Consider the following 15,955-nt stretch of genomic DNA (forward strand, 5'->3'; position numbering starts at 1 on the left):
GGCAACGGTCGTCGGTCAAGTATCGGTTGCGGCACGGTGGTGCGGAGCAGAATCATGCTCGCTCGTAGACGCGCACGTAGTCGACCAGGAAGTCGGCGGGGAACCGGGTCGAAGCGTCCGGAGAGCCGGGCCACGTGCCGCCGACCGCGAGGTTGAGCCTCAGGAACATCGGCTGCGCGAACGCCTCGTCGAGCCACGTCGTGGTCTGCGTGGTCCGCTCGAAGGTCTTGACACCGTCGACGTACCAGCGCATCGCGCCCTTTTCCCACTCGACCGCATAGACGTGGAAGCCGTCAGAGGGCGAGCCCTTGGGCAACGTCACGGCTGCCGACTCCTTCGGGTGGGTCCCGTCGTAGTCGTACCAGATCGTCTGGTGCACCTGACCGGGCTCCGGCGAGCCCGCTCCTCCGCCGATCGCCTCGAGCACGTCGAGCTCGCCCGTGCCGCCCGTCACCGGCCGGAGCCAGAAGGCGGGCCACAGCCCCTGGGAGGTGCCTGGCGCCGTCGGCAGCTTGGCGCGGATCTCGAAACGGCCGTACATCCAGTCCTTGGCCCCCTTGGTGGAGATGAAGGCCGAGGAGTAGTCGCGACCGCCCGGGAAGCGCGAGTCGTGCGCGCCGCACCGCAGCGGCGTGCGCTCGCGCTGCGCGCGCAGCACCAGCACCCCGGACTCCAAGGTCACGTTCTGCGGGCGGTTCATCAGACAGGCGAGCTCCTTGCCCCCGTCGCCGAACGTGGAGCGGTCCTCGACCGTCCACGTGCCCGGATCGAGCGCGCTGCCGTCGAACTCGTCGCTCCAGGAGAGGTGCCAGCCGGGACCCGGCGAGGTGGGGGCACCCTCCCTGCTGCCAGCTCCGCCCTCGGGACTCGAGTGCCCGACGGACGACGAGCACGCGGCTAACAGCAGCAGCACCGCGACCGCGGCCGCTCGTTGCAGGCCTCGTGGCGTGGGCAAGGGAAGGACTCCGGATGTGGGGCGAGGCGCCTCGGACGGACCTCCAGTCTAGGCGCGCGGCAACGGGCGAGACCCAGGAACGCCCGAAGGCCCGGCGGCAGACGGGTGGTCTGCTGCCGGGCCCTCTAGGGAGTGGCCTAGCGCTGGTAGACGCGCACGTAGTCGATCGCGAAGTCAGCGGGGAACTGGGTGCTGGCGGTCGGCGTGCCGGCCCACGAGCCACCGACCTGCATGTTGAGGCGGATGTTGAAGGCGCGGCTGAAAGCCGACTTCATCCACGTGGTCGTGCTGGTGTCGCGGGTGTAGGTCAGGCGGTTGTCGACGTACCAACGGATGACGCCGGGCTCCCACTCGACGGCGTAGGTGTGGTAGCCATCGTCCATCGTCTGACCGCTGGGCATGGGCGCCGAAGCCGCCTGGCGGGGGTAGGTGTTGTTGTAGTCGTACCAGATGGTCTGGCTGACCCGGTTGTAGTTCGACTCACCCTTGGCCGAGCCCACAGCCTCCATGATGTCGAGCTCGCCGGCGCCACCGTCGTTGGGACGCAGCCAGAACGCGGGCCACATGCCCTTCGAGGTGTCAGCCTGCGTCGGCAGCTTCGCACGCATCTCGTAGCGACCGTAGGTCGTGGAGAAGCGGCCGATCGTGTCGAGGTAGCCCGAGGTCACTGCCGCCTTGTAGCTGCCGCAGGTGAAGTTCTCGCGCTGCGCGCGGATGTGCAGGGCGCCACCGCTCTCCTCGACGTTCGAGGCCCGGTTGGTGAGGCAGGACTCCTCGTTGCTGTTGTGCGCGTTGTTGCGCACGTTCCACTTGGTGGTGTCGACGCTCGAGTCGTTGAACTCGTCAGCCCAGACCTGGCGCCAGCCGGCGGGAGCGGTCGTGGCGGGCGGCGCGGGGACGGCCGTCTGCGTGGGCGTGGGGGTGGGGGTCGGCGCGGGAGCCGCGGTCTCGATCGGCGTGGGCGTCGGCGCCGGAGCCGTGGGCTCCGTCGGAGTCGGCGTCGGCACGGGGGCGGGAGGCGCAGGCGGCGTGGGGGTCGCGGTCTGCGTGGGGGTCGGCGTGGGCGTGGGAGCCGGGGCCGGCGGCGGGGTCACGACAGTGGCGCCGGCGGGGCCGGCCAGCGTGACGTCGTCGACGTCGATGCTGCCCTTGCCCGGCAGCGACCAGCCGAGGACGTTGAGGTCGAGCGAGGCGCCCGTGGTGGCCGCGGTGTAGGTGGCGGTGAGCTGGTGCCACGAGGTGTCCTTGAGCCACACGGTGCCGCGGTTCTGGCCGGCGAAGGTGTTGCCCTTGTACTCCATGAGGCGGATGCCGGCGGAGTTGCCGGCCTGCTTCGCCTTGACCCACGCGGTCGCCGTGTAGGTGGCGCCCTTCGTGGTGGAGGCGACGGTGTTCACCTTGTCGTTGAGCGCGACGGTCGCGGCGGCGGTGCCGGCGACGGCGACGTGGGCTGCCTTCGAGCCGGAGTGGCCGGCGGCGGTGGAGAGCGTGGCGTTCGAGGCCACGAACCAGCCGGTGGTGCCGGACTCGAACCCGCCGTTGACGGCGAGGTTGCTGGTGGCGGCGGAAGCGGCGTTCTCGAGGTTGGTCGTCAGGGTGGCGGCGACGGCGCTGACGAGCAGGACGCTCGCGGCAGCGGCGCGGGGCCGGCGGATGTTCTTGGGGAAGGACACAGAAGCTCCGGAGGGGGATCGGGGTTTCGGGTCGAACTCGGGCTGAGGAGGTTGTGATGAAGACTTCGGACCTCCAGGCCCGGGCATTGAGCCCCAGATCCGCTCCCCCGGCGCCCCCCTCCGGGCGCCGGTCGTTCTCTGCAACGGCGTTCATGACTCTGCGTGGAGAGCGACGGTGATCTTGGCTCTCGGCGCGCGCGCAGTGCTACTCGATCGGGTCATCTGCTGACGCCGGGTGAACGGATCGAGCCCTCCGACGGCTCGTGTGACGTGCACGACACCACTCGTACGGGTGCGGCCGTCCGGGCGACTGGAGCGTGCCGATGTGCCCCGGACGCACGACAGCTGCAGGCGGCACGAGGCCGCCTGCAGCTGTCGGGTGTCGCGTGACGGACGAAGTCCGTCAGTGTCGGTGGGAGTGGTTCAGCGCCTCGTCAGCGCTGGTAGACCCGCACGTAGTCGACCTGGTAGTCCTGCGTCGAGGAGGTCGAGGAGTCGGGCGAGCCCGGCCAGGATCCGCCGACCTGCAGGTTGAGGCGGATGTTGTAGGGCTTCTTGAAGGCGGAGTCGTTGATCCAGGAGATGATGCTGCTGTCGCGGCTCCACGTGAGGACGCCGTCGACGTACCAACGCATGACACCGGGCTCCCACTCAACGGTGTAGGTGTGGAACGCGTCGGACATGGTGCTGCCGGGCAGCACGTACGAGTAGTTCTGCCGCGGGTGGCTGCCGCTGTAGTCGTACCAGAGCGTCTGGCTCACCCGGTTGTAGTTCTTCGCACCGGCGGCCCCGCCGATCGCCTCCATGACGTCGATCTCGCCGTTGCCGCCGTCGTTCGGGCGGAGCCAAAACGCCGGCCACATCCCCTTCGAGGTGCCGGCTGCGGTCGGCAACTTGGCACGCATCTCGAACCGGCCGTAGGTCTGCGACATCTTGCCGATGGTGTCGAGGTAGCCGGACGTCCAAGCGGCGGTGTAGCCGCTGCAGGTGTACTTCTCGCGCTGCGCCTTGATGTGCAGGACGCCGCCCGACTCCGACACGTTCTGGGACCGGTTCGTCTGGCACGACGTCTCGTTCGGCGTGTGCTCGTTGTTGTGCACGCGCCACTTGCTCGTGTCGACCGCCGTGTCGTTGAACTCGTCCGCCCATACCTGGCGCCAGCCGGTGGCAGGCGTCGTCGGTGCGGGGGTCGGAGTGGGGGTCGGCGCCGAGACGGTGCCGCCGGCGACGAGCGTCAGGTCGTCGACGTCCACCGCCCCGCCGCTGGGCAGCGCCCACCCGAGCGCGTTGAGGTCCAACGACGCACCGTCGGACGCGGCGGTGTAGGACAGCGTGACCGTGTGCCAGGAGGTGTCCGACAAGTTGAGCTGGCTCTGCTGCTGTCCCTTGAGGCTCGAGCCGTTGTACTCCATGACGCGCAGACCGGCGGTGGCACCGGACTTGGTGAGCCGCACCGACGCGGTTGCCGTGTAGGTGGTGCCCTTCTTCGTCGACGCCACCGTGTTAACGGAGTCGTTGAGGGCAACGGTCTTCGAACCGGTCGAGGTGTTGGACACGCGGGCGGCGTTCGAACCGCTGTGCCCCGCCGCGAGCGACAAGGCGGATCCGGTGCCCGACGAGACGAACCAGCCCGTCGTGCCGGACTCGAACCCACCGTTGACCGTGAGGTTGGTGGCAGCGGCGGAAGCGGAGGAGGCAGAGAGGCTTGAGCCGACGAGGGCTGCCACGCTCGCGCTCACGACCGCGGCCACGACAGGCACCGCGCGCCTGGAACGGGTCTTCGGACGTGCAGAAGCGACAGAGGTGTTCATGGGTGATGGCTCCAGAAGGGGTGGAGGTCAGCTCGCGTCGGCGCGCCAGAGCATCGACACGGCCCCCTCCCCTGCCGCCGCTCGAGACGTCGTTGTCTGAGCGGACGACGGCAAGCCGTGTCGCATGGTCGTACGTGTGTGCTGCTCTGTGCCGCCGGCGAGGCGGGGTCGGAGGAGGTGCACGACGGAGGCCGTGGGCACCGGGCTGGTGCCTCAGAGCATCCGACGTGCTGGTCGGAGGAGTATGCGGTTGGCTGAGAGCCCCGGAGTCCCGGAGCGGCTCGGCTGAGTTCCTGCATCCCCCCCGCCAGCGCAACGCCCGTCGATGGGCACCTGCTCTGGCACGCTGCAACCCGTCCGGGGGTAATACCTACCGCACCGACGCGTGCAGGTGCAATGGTTCAGCGGGGTTCAGTGAGATGAGTCACGGTTTAGCAGCCGTTCTGCCTGCCGATAATGGACCCTTCCCCGCGGCTCTGCCGCCGGGTACGCAGCAGGCCCCGCCCCTCGGTATCGAGGAGCGGGGCCTGCGCGCTGCGAGGCGCTGAACCGTCAGTGCGCCGCCTGGACCTGCAGGTTGAAGCTCAGGTCCGGACTCCAGACGTCAGACTGGTGCACCTCCACCGCGATGGTGTTGGTGCCCGGGACCAGCACGCTGGCCGGGACCGTGAAGGACACGGCTGCCTTTTCGTCGGCCCGCAGCGTGATGGCGCTCACCGCGGGGGTCGTCGCCGTCGGCGCGCCGGCCGGCATGTTGTCGCGGGCGACCTCGACGCCGTTGACGTAGACGACGGCGCCGTCGTCACGCACCAGGTTGAGCAGCAGGCTCGAGTAGCTCGCCGGGTTCGCCACGTCGACCGTGGTGCGGAAGTACGCGGTGATCGGGTGCTTGCTCGCGACCGGGGCGACGACCGTCGCCTCGTCGTTGTCGCCGAAGCCGAGCTCCGACGCGCCGAGCGACCAGGTGCTGTCGTCGAACCCGGGCTGCGACCACGCGGTGCCCTGGTCGGTGCCGTCGTAGTTCCAGCGCCACGCCGAGCCGTAGGCGACCAGCGTGTCCGGCGGCGGCTGCACGGTCAGGCCGGTGGTCGTCGCCGACCGGTTGCCCGTGTCGTCGACCGCACGCACGAAGTAGGTGGCCGGCAGGCCGGGCGTCGGGTCGGTGAAGGAGGTGCCGGTCGTCGTGCCGATGACGCGGTCGTTGCGCAGCACCTCGTAGGTCAGCGTGCCGCTCGCGTTGTCCGTCGCCGCGGCCCAAGACAGCTTCACGCCCGCCGTGACGTTGCTGGCGCTGAGCGCTGCAGGCGTGGTCGGAGCTGTGGTGTCACGCGGGCAGAACTTCCCGAAGCCGCCGAGCCACTGGAAGGCGGTGCCGGTCCAGGAGCCCTGCTTCATGTCGCCGCCGAACCACAGGCAGCCGTTGGGGTCCGCCGTGAGCTCCCACGGGCCCATCCCGGAGCGGGTGTCGAGCGCCGAGGGGAAGAAGTCGGGCAGGTAGGCGCCGGTCGCCTCGTCCCACGCGCCGATGTACTTGATGCCGTTCACGTCGGAGGCGTACGGGATCGGGTTGCTGTAGTTCAGGTCGTTCGAGTAGTTGTAGTTGCCGCAGTGGCAGGAGCCGTAGACGACTCCGTCCACCTCGGTCAACGCCTGGAAGTCGCCACCGCTCTTGGTGATGTTGCTGGTCTGCAGCGTGTAGGTGTCGCGGTCGTACTTGCCGAGGATGTGCTCGGAACCGCCCTGCCAGACGTCGTTGCCGAACTCCTTGATGGTCTGCTGGTAGGTGGCGGTCCCTGAGCCGATGCTGGGCACCCACTTGCCGAGCCCCTGCACGTTCGGCGCACCGGCGGCGGTCGAGACCACCGCGATGTTCGACGACGGTGTGCCGTTCACGTTCTTGAAGTAGCCGGAGAAGTAAACCCGGTCACCGCGGTCGCTCGCGTCCATCTCGATGATGGAGCCGTCGAAGTTCGGCTTCCACGTGCCGTCGGGCTTGCCGTCGCTCGCCCGGACGCGGGCCGTACGACCAACCGTCACCAGGTTCGACAGGGGCGTGCCGCCGGCGATGCGGTTGAAGCGGCCGCCGATGTAGATCCAGCCGTCCTGGTAGTCGAGCGCACGGACCTGCGGCGTCGTGCCGTCAGAGCTGACGTTCGTCACGTCCGCGGTCCACGTGGTGACAGGCGCCCCGGTGAGGGGGTCGACCGCCGCGACGGCGGAGGTGTGCGGAGCGCCGCCCACGTTGGTGAACTCGCCTGCCACGATCAGCTTGCCGTCGGGTGTGGCCTGGAGGTCCCACACCTCGCCGTCGAGGACCGGGCGGAAGTCGCGCTTCCACTCGCCGGTGTCGAGGTCGAACGCGGCGAGGTACGGCTGGTGCACCTTCTCGTCGGGGCCGGGGTTCGCGCCCTTCTGCACGTTGGCGAACATGCCGCCGACGTACATGGTGCGACCGATGTAGGCGAAGGTCTCGACCTCGAGCTTGAGCTCGCCGGAGATCCCGCCCTCGACGCCGGTGACGCCCCACGGAGTCGTGTCCGAGGTCGTCGACGACATCAGCGGACGCAGTGTGGTCGCGGGGAGCCCCTCGGCCGGCACGGCGGTGTAGTCCGAGCTCATCAGCTTCGGCCGGATGAACACCTGTGCGAACGGGATGGCCGACTTCTCGGTGGTGTACTGCCAGAGGTAGCTCATGGGGTCGTTCTTGCCCACGACGGTGTTGCCGTAGGAGAAGCCCATCTTGTAGTTGTGCGTCGACGACTCGTTGGTCGTCATCCGCAGCAGCGACTGGCTGCCTGCGTACGCCCACGACTGCGTGTTGCCACCCCCGCGGCTCACGCCGTCGACGACCACGTCGGAGACGAGCACGCCGCCGCCGATCGACCAGGTCCACTTGGCCCGGTTGGACGTCTTGAGCCGCAGCTCCTGCGCACCGCTGCCGTCCATGGTGGTCGCGCGGCGTACGCGGATGCCGTCGTCCAGCGCGTCGACCCGGCCCCCACCGAGAAGACCCTGGACGAGGTCGGCCGGCAGCGCGGCCGGCGCGAAGGCGCCCGGCCCGCTCGGCGTGTTCCGCAGCGTGGCCTGGCTGCCCTGGCCGTTGTAGGACCAGGTCCAGCCCTCACGGCCGCGGCCGATGAGCACCCAGCCGCCGCCGTCGGTCGTCATGTCGCAGTAGAACTGCTTGGGCGCGACGAGCTGGGCCGTCTGCAGCCAGTAGACGCCGTCCGGGCTGGCCGGCAGCGTCTGCTTGATGGCCCAGCACGACGCGGCCGCCGTCGTCGACGACAGCCCGTCGGCGACCGGAGTGCCGTAGTCGCGGGCAGCGGCCGTGGCCGCACCGGGCATCGCGACGACGCCCATCCCGAGCGACCCTGCGACCGCTGCTGCTGATGCGAGCAGGCGCACCTTCGAGACCTTCATGTTCCCCCCTGTTTCCCTTCCTCCGCGCGACCGCCGTCTCGGCAGGTCCGCAGCAGAGGCCCCTGCCAAGAAGCGTAGGGCGGGAATCGCTGCAGGTCACCGGATTCAGTGACGCACAGCGAGATGTCACCCGGATGACAGCACCTTCGTCACTCGCTCGTCACTGACCGTGAGAGACGTCCTTGCGGTGCGTACGCAGTGGCCCCTCGCGCCGCCCCTGTGCCGGCGCCTGTTGCCCAGTCGAGCGGTAGCAAGCAGGGGCCGGAAGGATCAGACGGGCTACCGCCGGAGTGCCGCTGCTACCGCTCAGCTCGAGGTCGCTACCGCCGCCCGCCGTTGCTACCGCCGACCCACGTTGCTACCGCCGGTGCGGCGCTCGGCCTCGGCGGACACGTAGGCCGCGCCACCTCCCACGGCGAGCGGTAGCGAGAACGGGCCGGCAGGAGCAGATGGGCTACCTCTGGACCGCTTCTGCTACCGCTCAGCTCGCGGTTGCTACCGCCGGGTCGTCCCGGAGACGCCGAACCGCCCGTGGTCCTGTCGGTCCACGGGCGGTTCGGTGCAGCTGGGGCGCAGGGCGCTCCGGGTCAGGAGGTGTGCTGGCCCACCGGGTCGCCGGTGTGCGAGGGCAGCTCGTCGCGCGTCGCTCCTGCGGCGGGTGCAGCAGGCGCCGGAGCCGGCGCGGGTGCAGCGGGCGCGGGTGCCATCGCTGTGGCCGTTGCGGGCCGGTCGGCAGGCGTACGCGTCGGTGCCGAGCCCGCGGAACGGGTGCCGCGTACGCCGCTCGGCCGGCGCCGCTGGCGCAGCATCACCTCGCCCTCGACGACGAGGCCGACCTGGGCGAGCTGCTCGGTCCAGCGCTCGAGCTCGGCCGCGCGGGTGCGGCCCTCCTCGACGAGCACGACCGCCGAGCGCACGAGCCGGGCGAGGGCGAAGGTGCTGCTCTCGCGGCGGAGCGCGAGCCCGTCGACCACGACGACCTCGAAGGCCTCGAGCTGGCGGGCGACCGCGGCGAGGTCGAGCGAGCCGAGCGCCACCTCGTCACCGAGGCTGAGCAGGCTCAGGTGCGGCTGCGAGGGCACGGCCACCAGCTGCGCGGGCCAGGTGGCCCAGGTGCTGTCGGCCGGCAGGCGCAGCTGCTCGGCGGCGACGGCCATGCCGTCGGCGGTCGTCAGGAACGCCACCCGTACGGCGGGCGCGCCGAGGCTGACGGCGAGGTTGAGCGCACCTGCTCCCCCGGCGGGCACGCCGCTCGGCGGTGCGGTCACGAGCACCGAGCGCTGCCCGGCGACGGAGGACGCGAGCAGCTTCGCGGCGAGGACGCGGTAGCCCTCCTGCTCGCCGCTGCCCGGCGCGGCGAGCGCCGGGGCGGCACCGCGCTCGGCACCGCGCCGACGGCGTACGACGACGTCGGCGAGCACCGGCGCGCCGGTGGTCTCGGCGACGTCCTCGGCGCTGCGTACGCGGTCGTCGCGACGGTCGAGCACCAGGGCCAGCAGCGCGCCGAGGATGAAGCCGAACAGCACGCCCGCGACCGGGTAGACGAGCTTGGACGTGACGCCCGCGGCGCTCGGCGTCGTGGCGCGGCTGATGACCTCACCCGGGGCGACGGCGACGGTGAGCAGCGCGTTCTGCTGGCTCAGCAGCGTGTTGACCTGGTTCTGCAGCGCCCTCTGCAGGGCGGCCGCCTCCTCGCGGTCGCTCGAGCCGGCCGCGGCTGCGCTCGCCGCGGCACCGGCAGCCGTCACCTGGCGGCGGACCGCCGCGATGCGCGTGTCGAGCTTCTCGGCGCGCCGGGCGATGACCTGCTCGGTGGTGTCTTGGCGGTACTGCAGGTAGGCGTCGGCGAACGCGTTGGCGCCCTGGGCCGCGCGGTCGGCGTCGGCCGAGCTGAAGGAGATGACGACGACCTGGCTGTCGAGCGGCGAGGTGGCGGTGACGTGCTTGAGCAGCTGGCTGGCGCCGCCGGTGTAGTGCATGTCGTCGGCCGCGAGCCGGGCGACCGAGGTGGAGGTGACGACCTTGACCTCGGTGATCGTGCTGATGTCCTTGGTCGACGCGCCGGCCGAGAGCCCGGTCGTCACCGGCGTGACGTTGACGACGGACTGCGCGGAGTAGGTCGCAGGGCGCGAGGCGCTGTAGAGGACGCCGAGCGCCCCGAGCAGCACCACGAGCAGCGCGACGACCAGGCGACGGCGCCAGAGGAGACCGAGGAACGACCCGATGGTCACGCTCTCCGGAGCAGGACCAGCAGTCCTCGTCGATGTCATCCTTGTCGTCCCTTTCGTCCCACAGTGTCGTCCCGCACAGTGTGCGCGCGTTCGACGTGCCGCGTCGGCACGATCCCCGAACCCAACATCGGCAACGTCCGGGACCACCCGAGGCGTTGCAGAGCCGCTGGTGCCGACCCGGCGCCAGCGGCCCGTCCGGCTCCCGCTAGCTCGCGGCGCCCTGCAGCTCGTCGAGCGCGCGGCGCAGGATCGTGCTGGAGGTGTGCTTGGTGTAGGGGAAGTAGACGACCTCGACGCCGACCGCGGCGAAGTCGCGCTCGAGCTTGTCGCCCTTGGGCGTGCCCCGCCAGTCGTCGCCCTTGAAGATGACGTCGAAGCCGAGCCGCTCCCACATCGTCAGCTTCTCGGGCACGTCCTCGACGACCGCGCGGTCGACGTAGGTGATGCTCTGCACGATCTCGAGCCGCTCGGCGGTCGGCACGACCGGCGTCTTGCCCTTGGAGCGCGCGGCCATCTCGTCGGAGACGACGCCGGCGATCAGCGAGTCGCAGAGGGTGCTGGCGTGGCGCAGGATGTTGAGGTGGCCGACGTGGAACAGGTCGTAGACACCTGGCGCGTACCCGACGCGGACTGACATGACAACCCCTGATGGCTCGTGACGCTGATGGCTCGTGACGGCTGGTGCGTGGCGCTGGACTCGTGCGGACGGCTGTGCGAGGGCCGCTAGCCGGCCGGCGACGACGCCGGCGACTGGCCCAGGGCCTGCGACGCAGGAGGCTCTGTCTGCGATGGTACGGAGCCGTCGGGCGCGCCGACGCCGCTTTGCCCGATCGGTCCCCGATCGGCCGAACCCCCGCCGCGCCCCGGCCGCAGCGCCGCGACCAGCAGCGCGAGGTCGAGCTCGTCGCGCCGGCGCCACACCAGCGCGGCGTAGACGGCGCCCGCGACCGCCACCGTGGCGACCAGGGTGACGAGCGAGGAGCCGAGCAGCAGGCGTACGGCCACGGCTGCGGTCCCGAAGACGCCCAGCGAGAGCGCGGCTGCGACGCGCAGGCCGGAGTCGCCGCCGTGCACCCGCATCCCCCACCGCACCTGGCAGTAGGAGATGACGCTGTCGACGACGATCGTCAGCGCCCAGGCGCTGGCGGCACCGGTGATGCCGAACGGCGGGATGAGCAGCAGGTTGGCGCTCACGTTGATGGTCAGGACGACGACCTTGTCGGCGAGGACCCAGCGGCTCTTGCCGCCCATCAGCAGCACGGTGCCCACGTTGCCCGCGGCGAGGTTGACCATCATCGCCGCGCACAGCACGGTCATCGCGGTGGCGCCCGACACGTAGCTCTCGCCGAAGATGCGCAGCACGGTGGGCGAGAACGCCGCCATCACGAGGTAGAGCGGCCACGACGAGAGCACCACCCACTGGCTCGCGACGCTGTACATCTCGCCGGCGCGCTGCCGGTCGCCGCGCGCGAGCGCCGCGCTCAGCTGCGGCGCGATCGCCAGGCGCAGCGCCGAGAGCACGAGCGTGCCGGTGGTGACGAAGCGGCTGGCCGACGCGTAGACCGCGGCCATCGACGACGACACGATCGCCGAGACGATGAGGACGTCGAGCCAGGTGAGCAGGATGTCGATGATGCCGGCGAGCCCGCGGGTGGCCGTGAACGACCAGTACTCGCGGGCGAGGGCGTCGAGCGGGGTGTGTCGCGCGGGCCAGGCCCGCGCGCTGCCGAACAGCTCGTGCAGGCACCTCGCGACGACCCGGGCGGCGAGCGCCAAGGCCAGCGCGAGCGGCACCAGCCAGCCGAGCACCACGGCCCACAGCGGCGCGTCGAGCGCGATGGCCGTCAGCACGAGCAGCGGGCGCAGCAGCGGCAGCGAGATCTGCTGGATGAGCACGTAGCTGCTGATGCTGCCGAACGCGCGCGTGCACTCGACGGCGCCGGTCTCGAGCACGCCGACGAGCAGGAACAGCGCCAGCAGCCGGAAGGCGCTGGTCGACGCGCTCGTCGACCCGCCGTCGGCGAGGTGGCGCGCGAGCAGCGGCGAGAGGACGTAGAGGACGACGCTGCCGAGCGCGCCGAGCGCCACGACCGGGACCACCGCGACCACGAGCAGCGCGGGTACGTCGTCGGTGCGTTCCAGCGCGCGCAGCCGCGGGACGAACCTCACCAGACCGGCACCCACCCCGAACGCCAGCAGGGTCTGCAGGACGAAGAAGACGGCGGTGGCGCTGAAGAACTGGCCTGCGGTGGTCGTGCTGAGACCACGCGTGACCAGCAGGGTGAGCAGGAAGCCGAGGACGGCCGCGCCCGACGTGCCGACGAAGGCCATGCTGCCGCTGCGCGCGACGCCGGTCAGGAGCGTGGTGCGCTCGCTGCGGTCGTTCACGACGAGGCGCTGGCCCGCACCAGGGAGCGGTAGGCCTTGGAGAGCGAGTGGACGGCGAAGGCGGCGGTCAGCACGAGCAGCGCGCCGTAGGCCCAGAGGAACGCCGTGGTCCAGGCCAGCAGGAAGAAGACCAGGCACAGCACGCCGTAGTCGACGGGCAGCAGCAGCACGGCCTTGAGCAGGCTGCCCTGCTCCGGCGCCGGCCGCGGCGTGCCGGCCGGGGCCGGGACCTTGCGGGTGCGCAGCAGCTGGTCGCGCAGCATCATGCCGAAGTACTGCGTCAGCCCGACGACGCCGTAGGCCAGCGGCAGGAGCAGGACGGCCGGGTGGTCGAGGTCGGTGAAGCGGTAGAGCGAGATCGCGACGGCCGCGTGCAGCGACGAGGACTTCACCGCGTCGACCACGTGGTCGAGCCACTCGCCGGCGAGCGTGCCCCCGCCACGGAGACGGGCGAGCTGGCCGTCGGCGGAGTCGAACGCGAAGCCCAGGGCGAGCGCCAGGCCGACCAGCACGGCGGTCAGCGCCGAGGGCCGCAGCGTGGCGAGGGCGAGGATGCCGCCGAAGGACAGCAGCGCGCTGACGCCCGTGACCTGCGTCGGCGTGAGGCCGAGCCGGTGGCTGACGACCGCGAGCAGCCCGCCGACGGGACGGTTGACCCACCGCATGTAGGCCGGCACGCCGACCGTGGACTTCTGCACCGAGCCGAGCCGCCGCAGCGAGTCGCCCATGCCGGGCCGCGCGGGCGTGCCGGGAGCGGTCGCCCCGGTCGTCGGACTGGCGCTCGCCCGCTCCGGGCCTGTCTGGACTGCCATGCTGCTCCCCCTCGCCCGCGGGCACGTCGGCCCGCGTCCACCCCCCAGCGGACGACCTCATTCTGGCACGTTCCGGCCCGCCTCGACCCTGCTTCGAGGCAACGATGGGGCCATCCGGGTGCGAGTCCGAACATTCCGACCTCGCCGTCGCGGAACGACACCTACCGTCGACGGGACGTGAGCCGACAGCGGCTCCTGGCTCCAGCCCGTACCCGGAAGGCTCCTCGTGCTCGCTCCTCGCCGCTCGTCCCTGCGCCTCGCCGCAGCAGGGGGTGTCGCCGCCCTGCTCGCGCTCGCCCCGCAGTCCGCCTGGGCCCTCGGGCCCGGTCCCGACGACGCCGCCGCCACCACCGCGGCCGCCCCGACCGTGTCGATCGCCGACCCGGACGCCACCACCGCGCCCCGCGCCGGCAGCGTCGAGCTGCACGGCTCGACCGCGGCCGGCCTGCTCAGCCAGAACACCACCGTCGAGTTCGTCGTCGACGTCTCGGCCTCCACCAGCTCGGTCAGCAGCAAGGACTGCGACGGCAACGGCAAGGTCGACGCCGGCGACGACCTGAACGGCGACGGCTCCGTGGGGGACATCCTCGACTGCGAGATCGGCGCGGTCATCGCGCTCAACCACAGCCTCGCGGCCGTCTCCCCCGACGTGGCCACGCTGCGCGTCGGCCTCACGGCGTTCAGCAAGACGGCCGCGACCGCCTCCGTGGCCGCGGACGGCGGCCAGTTCGTCGCCCCCGGCGACGCGACCGGCGCCAGCGAGCCGCGCATGCAGGTCGTCGCCCGCAGCCTCAAGCGCCACGTGATCGGCGCCTACACGCCGACCACCGTCGAGGGCGGCACCGACTTCGACGCCGCCGTCACCACCGCGCTGGGCGCACTCGCCACCGTGCAGGGCGGCCAGAAGTGGATCATGTTCATCAGCGACGGCGAGGCGACCGCCCACGACCTCGCGACGCTGAAGGCGTCCGGCGTGCACCTGCGCTCGTTCGCGGTCGGCGCGGACTCGAGCTGCGCCACCGGCGGCAGCCTGGCCAAGATGGCCGACGCCACCGGTGAGGCGTGCCTCTACGCCGCCTCCCCGGCCTCGCTGAAGACCCAGGTCGTCACCGCGAAGCCGGCCGCCGTCGCCGGCGTCACCGTCACTGTGGGCACCCGCACCGTCGCGGCCGCCGTCGACCCGCTGGGCGGCTGGAGCGCGAAGCTCGGCCTCGTCGCCGGCACCTACACCGCCACCGCCACCGCCACCTCGACCAGCGGGCGCACCGCCCGCGCCAGCCGCACCTTCACCGTCGCCGCCGCACCCGCTCCGGTCGCCGGCATGACGCCGGGCACCGGGCTGCCGGCCACCGCGCTCCGGGTCGCGACGCCCGCGCCGTCGAAGACGGCACTGCCCGCAGTCGTACGCGGCACCGCCACCGCCCGCGACGCCGGCGCCGTCGTGGCGACCGACGGGATGACCGTGCGCCTCCAGGCGGAGTCGAAGGGCCGCACCACGTGGGCGACCGTCGCCACCGCGAAGGTCCGCAAGGGCGCGTTCGCGCTCACTTGGAAGCCGGCGAACCGCGCCGTCCGCCTGCGCGTCGTGCTGCCCTCGCAGTCGGGCCTGCCCGCCGCCGTCCGCGCGGTGCCGCACCCGGTGCTCAGCTCGTGCACCGTCGTGCACGTCCGCGCGGGACACGCTCCGGCGCACTGGGCCTGGTCGTGCCGCACGACCGCCCGCAAGGGCTCGAAGGCCACGCTCCTCGACGGCCGCCGCCACGTCGTCGCGACCGGCGTCGTGCGCCAGGGCCGCGTCGTCCTGAGCACCCGGGCCCACCTCGGGCACCCGACCCTGCGCGTGGCCACCGGCCGCCACACCGTCGGGCTGCGCTTCTGAGCCCGCTGCCCGCATGACGAAGGGCCGGTCCCCCCGCGGGGGGACCGGCCCTTCGTCGCGCTCCCGGACTACCTGAGCCGGGTGCGCTTGGGGTTGGCCACGGTGCTCAGCGGCACGGGCTGCGCAGTCGTTGCGCGGGCGGCTGACGTGCTGGACGTGGTGCTCTCCATCGGGTGCCCCCTTCGCTGTTCGGTGCTCCTGATCCTGCCGGAGCCAGGTTGCGGGCGCATGTCGCGATCGTGTCGATCTGCTGTGAGATGCGCCCCGCTGTGAACGAGGTGTGTACGCGCTCCCACGGGGTGCCGGGCGGCTACCGCCGGCGGGTGCCGGGCGTCAGGCGCGGTCGGGGGTCTCGGGACGCGCGTAGTCGTCCTCGAGCCGCACGATGTCGCACTCGTCGAACTCCCCGTAGGCGACCTCGACGAAGCGGGCGGCGCTCGAGCCGGTGCAGCCGACCCGGTGGGTGACGCCGCGCGGGATCCAGACCTGCTCGCCGACCTGCGGCGCCCAGGCGACGCCGCCGATCTCGACGGTGAGGCCCTCGTCGAGGACCTTCCAGGACTCGTCGCGCGAGGTGTGGGTCTGCAGCGAGAGGCGGTGGCCCGGCTCGACCGTGATGATCTTGACGGTGACCTGCTCGTTGAGGGCCAGCTGCTCGAAGCGGCCCCAGGGGCGCTCGTCGACGAGCACGGAGGGCGCCTCCGGCTGGGTCGGTCCGGTCGGCTGGGCGTCGGCGGTCTGCTGCATGTCGTGGTCCTCCCCGCGCCAGGTGGGGCGCGATCT

Annotated in this window: 10 protein-coding genes; 1 reads left to right on the forward strand and 9 read right to left on the reverse strand. The window is 71.7% G+C overall.

All coding sequences use genetic code 11. The features are described from left to right. Window positions 1-52: 52 nt before the first annotated feature. The 8 genes from CLV35_RS15445 to CLV35_RS15480 form a co-directional block, all read right to left on the reverse strand. On the reverse strand, window positions 53-955 hold the full coding sequence (locus CLV35_RS15445; RefSeq protein WP_147431991.1) for a glycoside hydrolase family 16 protein: 903 nt from the start codon (window positions 953-955) through the stop codon (window positions 53-55). Window positions 956-1,092: 137 nt separating this feature from the next. Continuing rightward, window positions 1,093-2,628, reverse strand: coding sequence for a glycoside hydrolase family 16 protein (locus CLV35_RS20840; RefSeq protein WP_183062020.1), 1,536 nt, complete (start codon window positions 2,626-2,628; stop codon window positions 1,093-1,095). Between the two features lie 434 nt (window positions 2,629-3,062). Further along, window positions 3,063-4,439 (reverse strand): family 16 glycosylhydrolase, encoded by a 1,377-nt coding sequence (locus CLV35_RS15455; RefSeq protein WP_121194412.1) that lies wholly within the window; start codon window positions 4,437-4,439, stop codon window positions 3,063-3,065. A gap of 552 nt (window positions 4,440-4,991) precedes the next feature. Continuing rightward, a complete protein-coding gene (locus CLV35_RS15460; protein ID WP_121194413.1) occupies window positions 4,992-7,862 on the reverse strand; it encodes a fibrinogen-like YCDxxxxGGGW domain-containing protein in 2,871 nt (956 codons plus the stop codon). 587 nt (window positions 7,863-8,449) lie between these two features. Further along, complete coding sequence (locus CLV35_RS15465; protein WP_121194414.1) at window positions 8,450-10,132, reverse strand: Wzz/FepE/Etk N-terminal domain-containing protein; 1,683 nt, start codon at window positions 10,130-10,132, stop codon at window positions 8,450-8,452. Window positions 10,133-10,298: 166 nt separating this feature from the next. Beyond that, entirely contained in the window at window positions 10,299-10,730 is a 432-nt protein-coding gene (locus CLV35_RS15470; RefSeq protein ID WP_121194415.1) for an adenylyltransferase/cytidyltransferase family protein, read from the reverse strand. 86 nt (window positions 10,731-10,816) lie between these two features. Continuing rightward, entirely contained in the window at window positions 10,817-12,481 is a 1,665-nt protein-coding gene (locus tag CLV35_RS15475) for a lipopolysaccharide biosynthesis protein (RefSeq protein WP_121194416.1), read from the reverse strand. After that, window positions 12,478-13,293 (reverse strand): CDP-alcohol phosphatidyltransferase family protein, encoded by an 816-nt coding sequence (locus CLV35_RS15480; protein ID WP_121194417.1) that lies wholly within the window; start codon window positions 13,291-13,293, stop codon window positions 12,478-12,480. The genes CLV35_RS15475 and CLV35_RS15480 overlap by 4 nt, the downstream gene beginning before the upstream one ends. Window positions 13,294-13,519: 226 nt before the next feature. On the opposite strand from CLV35_RS15480, the gene CLV35_RS20185 reads away from it, so the two are divergent. Then, entirely contained in the window at window positions 13,520-15,172 is a 1,653-nt protein-coding gene (locus CLV35_RS20185) for a vWA domain-containing protein (RefSeq protein WP_183062022.1), read from the forward strand. A gap of 333 nt (window positions 15,173-15,505) precedes the next feature. Here the strand turns inward: CLV35_RS20185 and CLV35_RS15490 are convergent, their stop codons facing one another. Beyond that, window positions 15,506-15,919, reverse strand: coding sequence for a phosphomannose isomerase type II C-terminal cupin domain (locus tag CLV35_RS15490; protein WP_121194418.1), 414 nt, complete (start codon window positions 15,917-15,919; stop codon window positions 15,506-15,508). Window positions 15,920-15,955: the final 36 nt, after the last annotated feature.

It is taken from the genome of Motilibacter peucedani, assembly GCF_003634695.1.
GTDB lineage: Bacteria > Actinomycetota > Actinomycetes > Motilibacterales > Motilibacteraceae > Motilibacter > Motilibacter peucedani.

Coding starts and splice junctions, on each gene's coding strand:
- CLV35_RS15455 (WP_121194412.1), bottom strand. CDS start 4,439: ATGAACACCTCTGTCGCTTCTGCACGTCCGAAGACCCGTTCCAGGCGC.
- CLV35_RS15460 (WP_121194413.1), bottom strand. CDS start 7,862: ATGAAGGTCTCGAAGGTGCGCCTGCTCGCATCAGCAGCAGCGGTCGCA.
- CLV35_RS15465 (WP_121194414.1), bottom strand. CDS start 10,132: ATGACATCGACGAGGACTGCTGGTCCTGCTCCGGAGAGCGTGACCATC.
- CLV35_RS15470 (WP_121194415.1), bottom strand. CDS start 10,730: ATGTCAGTCCGCGTCGGGTACGCGCCAGGTGTCTACGACCTGTTCCAC.
- CLV35_RS15480 (WP_121194417.1), bottom strand. CDS start 13,293: ATGGCAGTCCAGACAGGCCCGGAGCGGGCGAGCGCCAGTCCGACGACC.
- CLV35_RS15490 (WP_121194418.1), bottom strand. CDS start 15,919: ATGCAGCAGACCGCCGACGCCCAGCCGACCGGACCGACCCAGCCGGAG.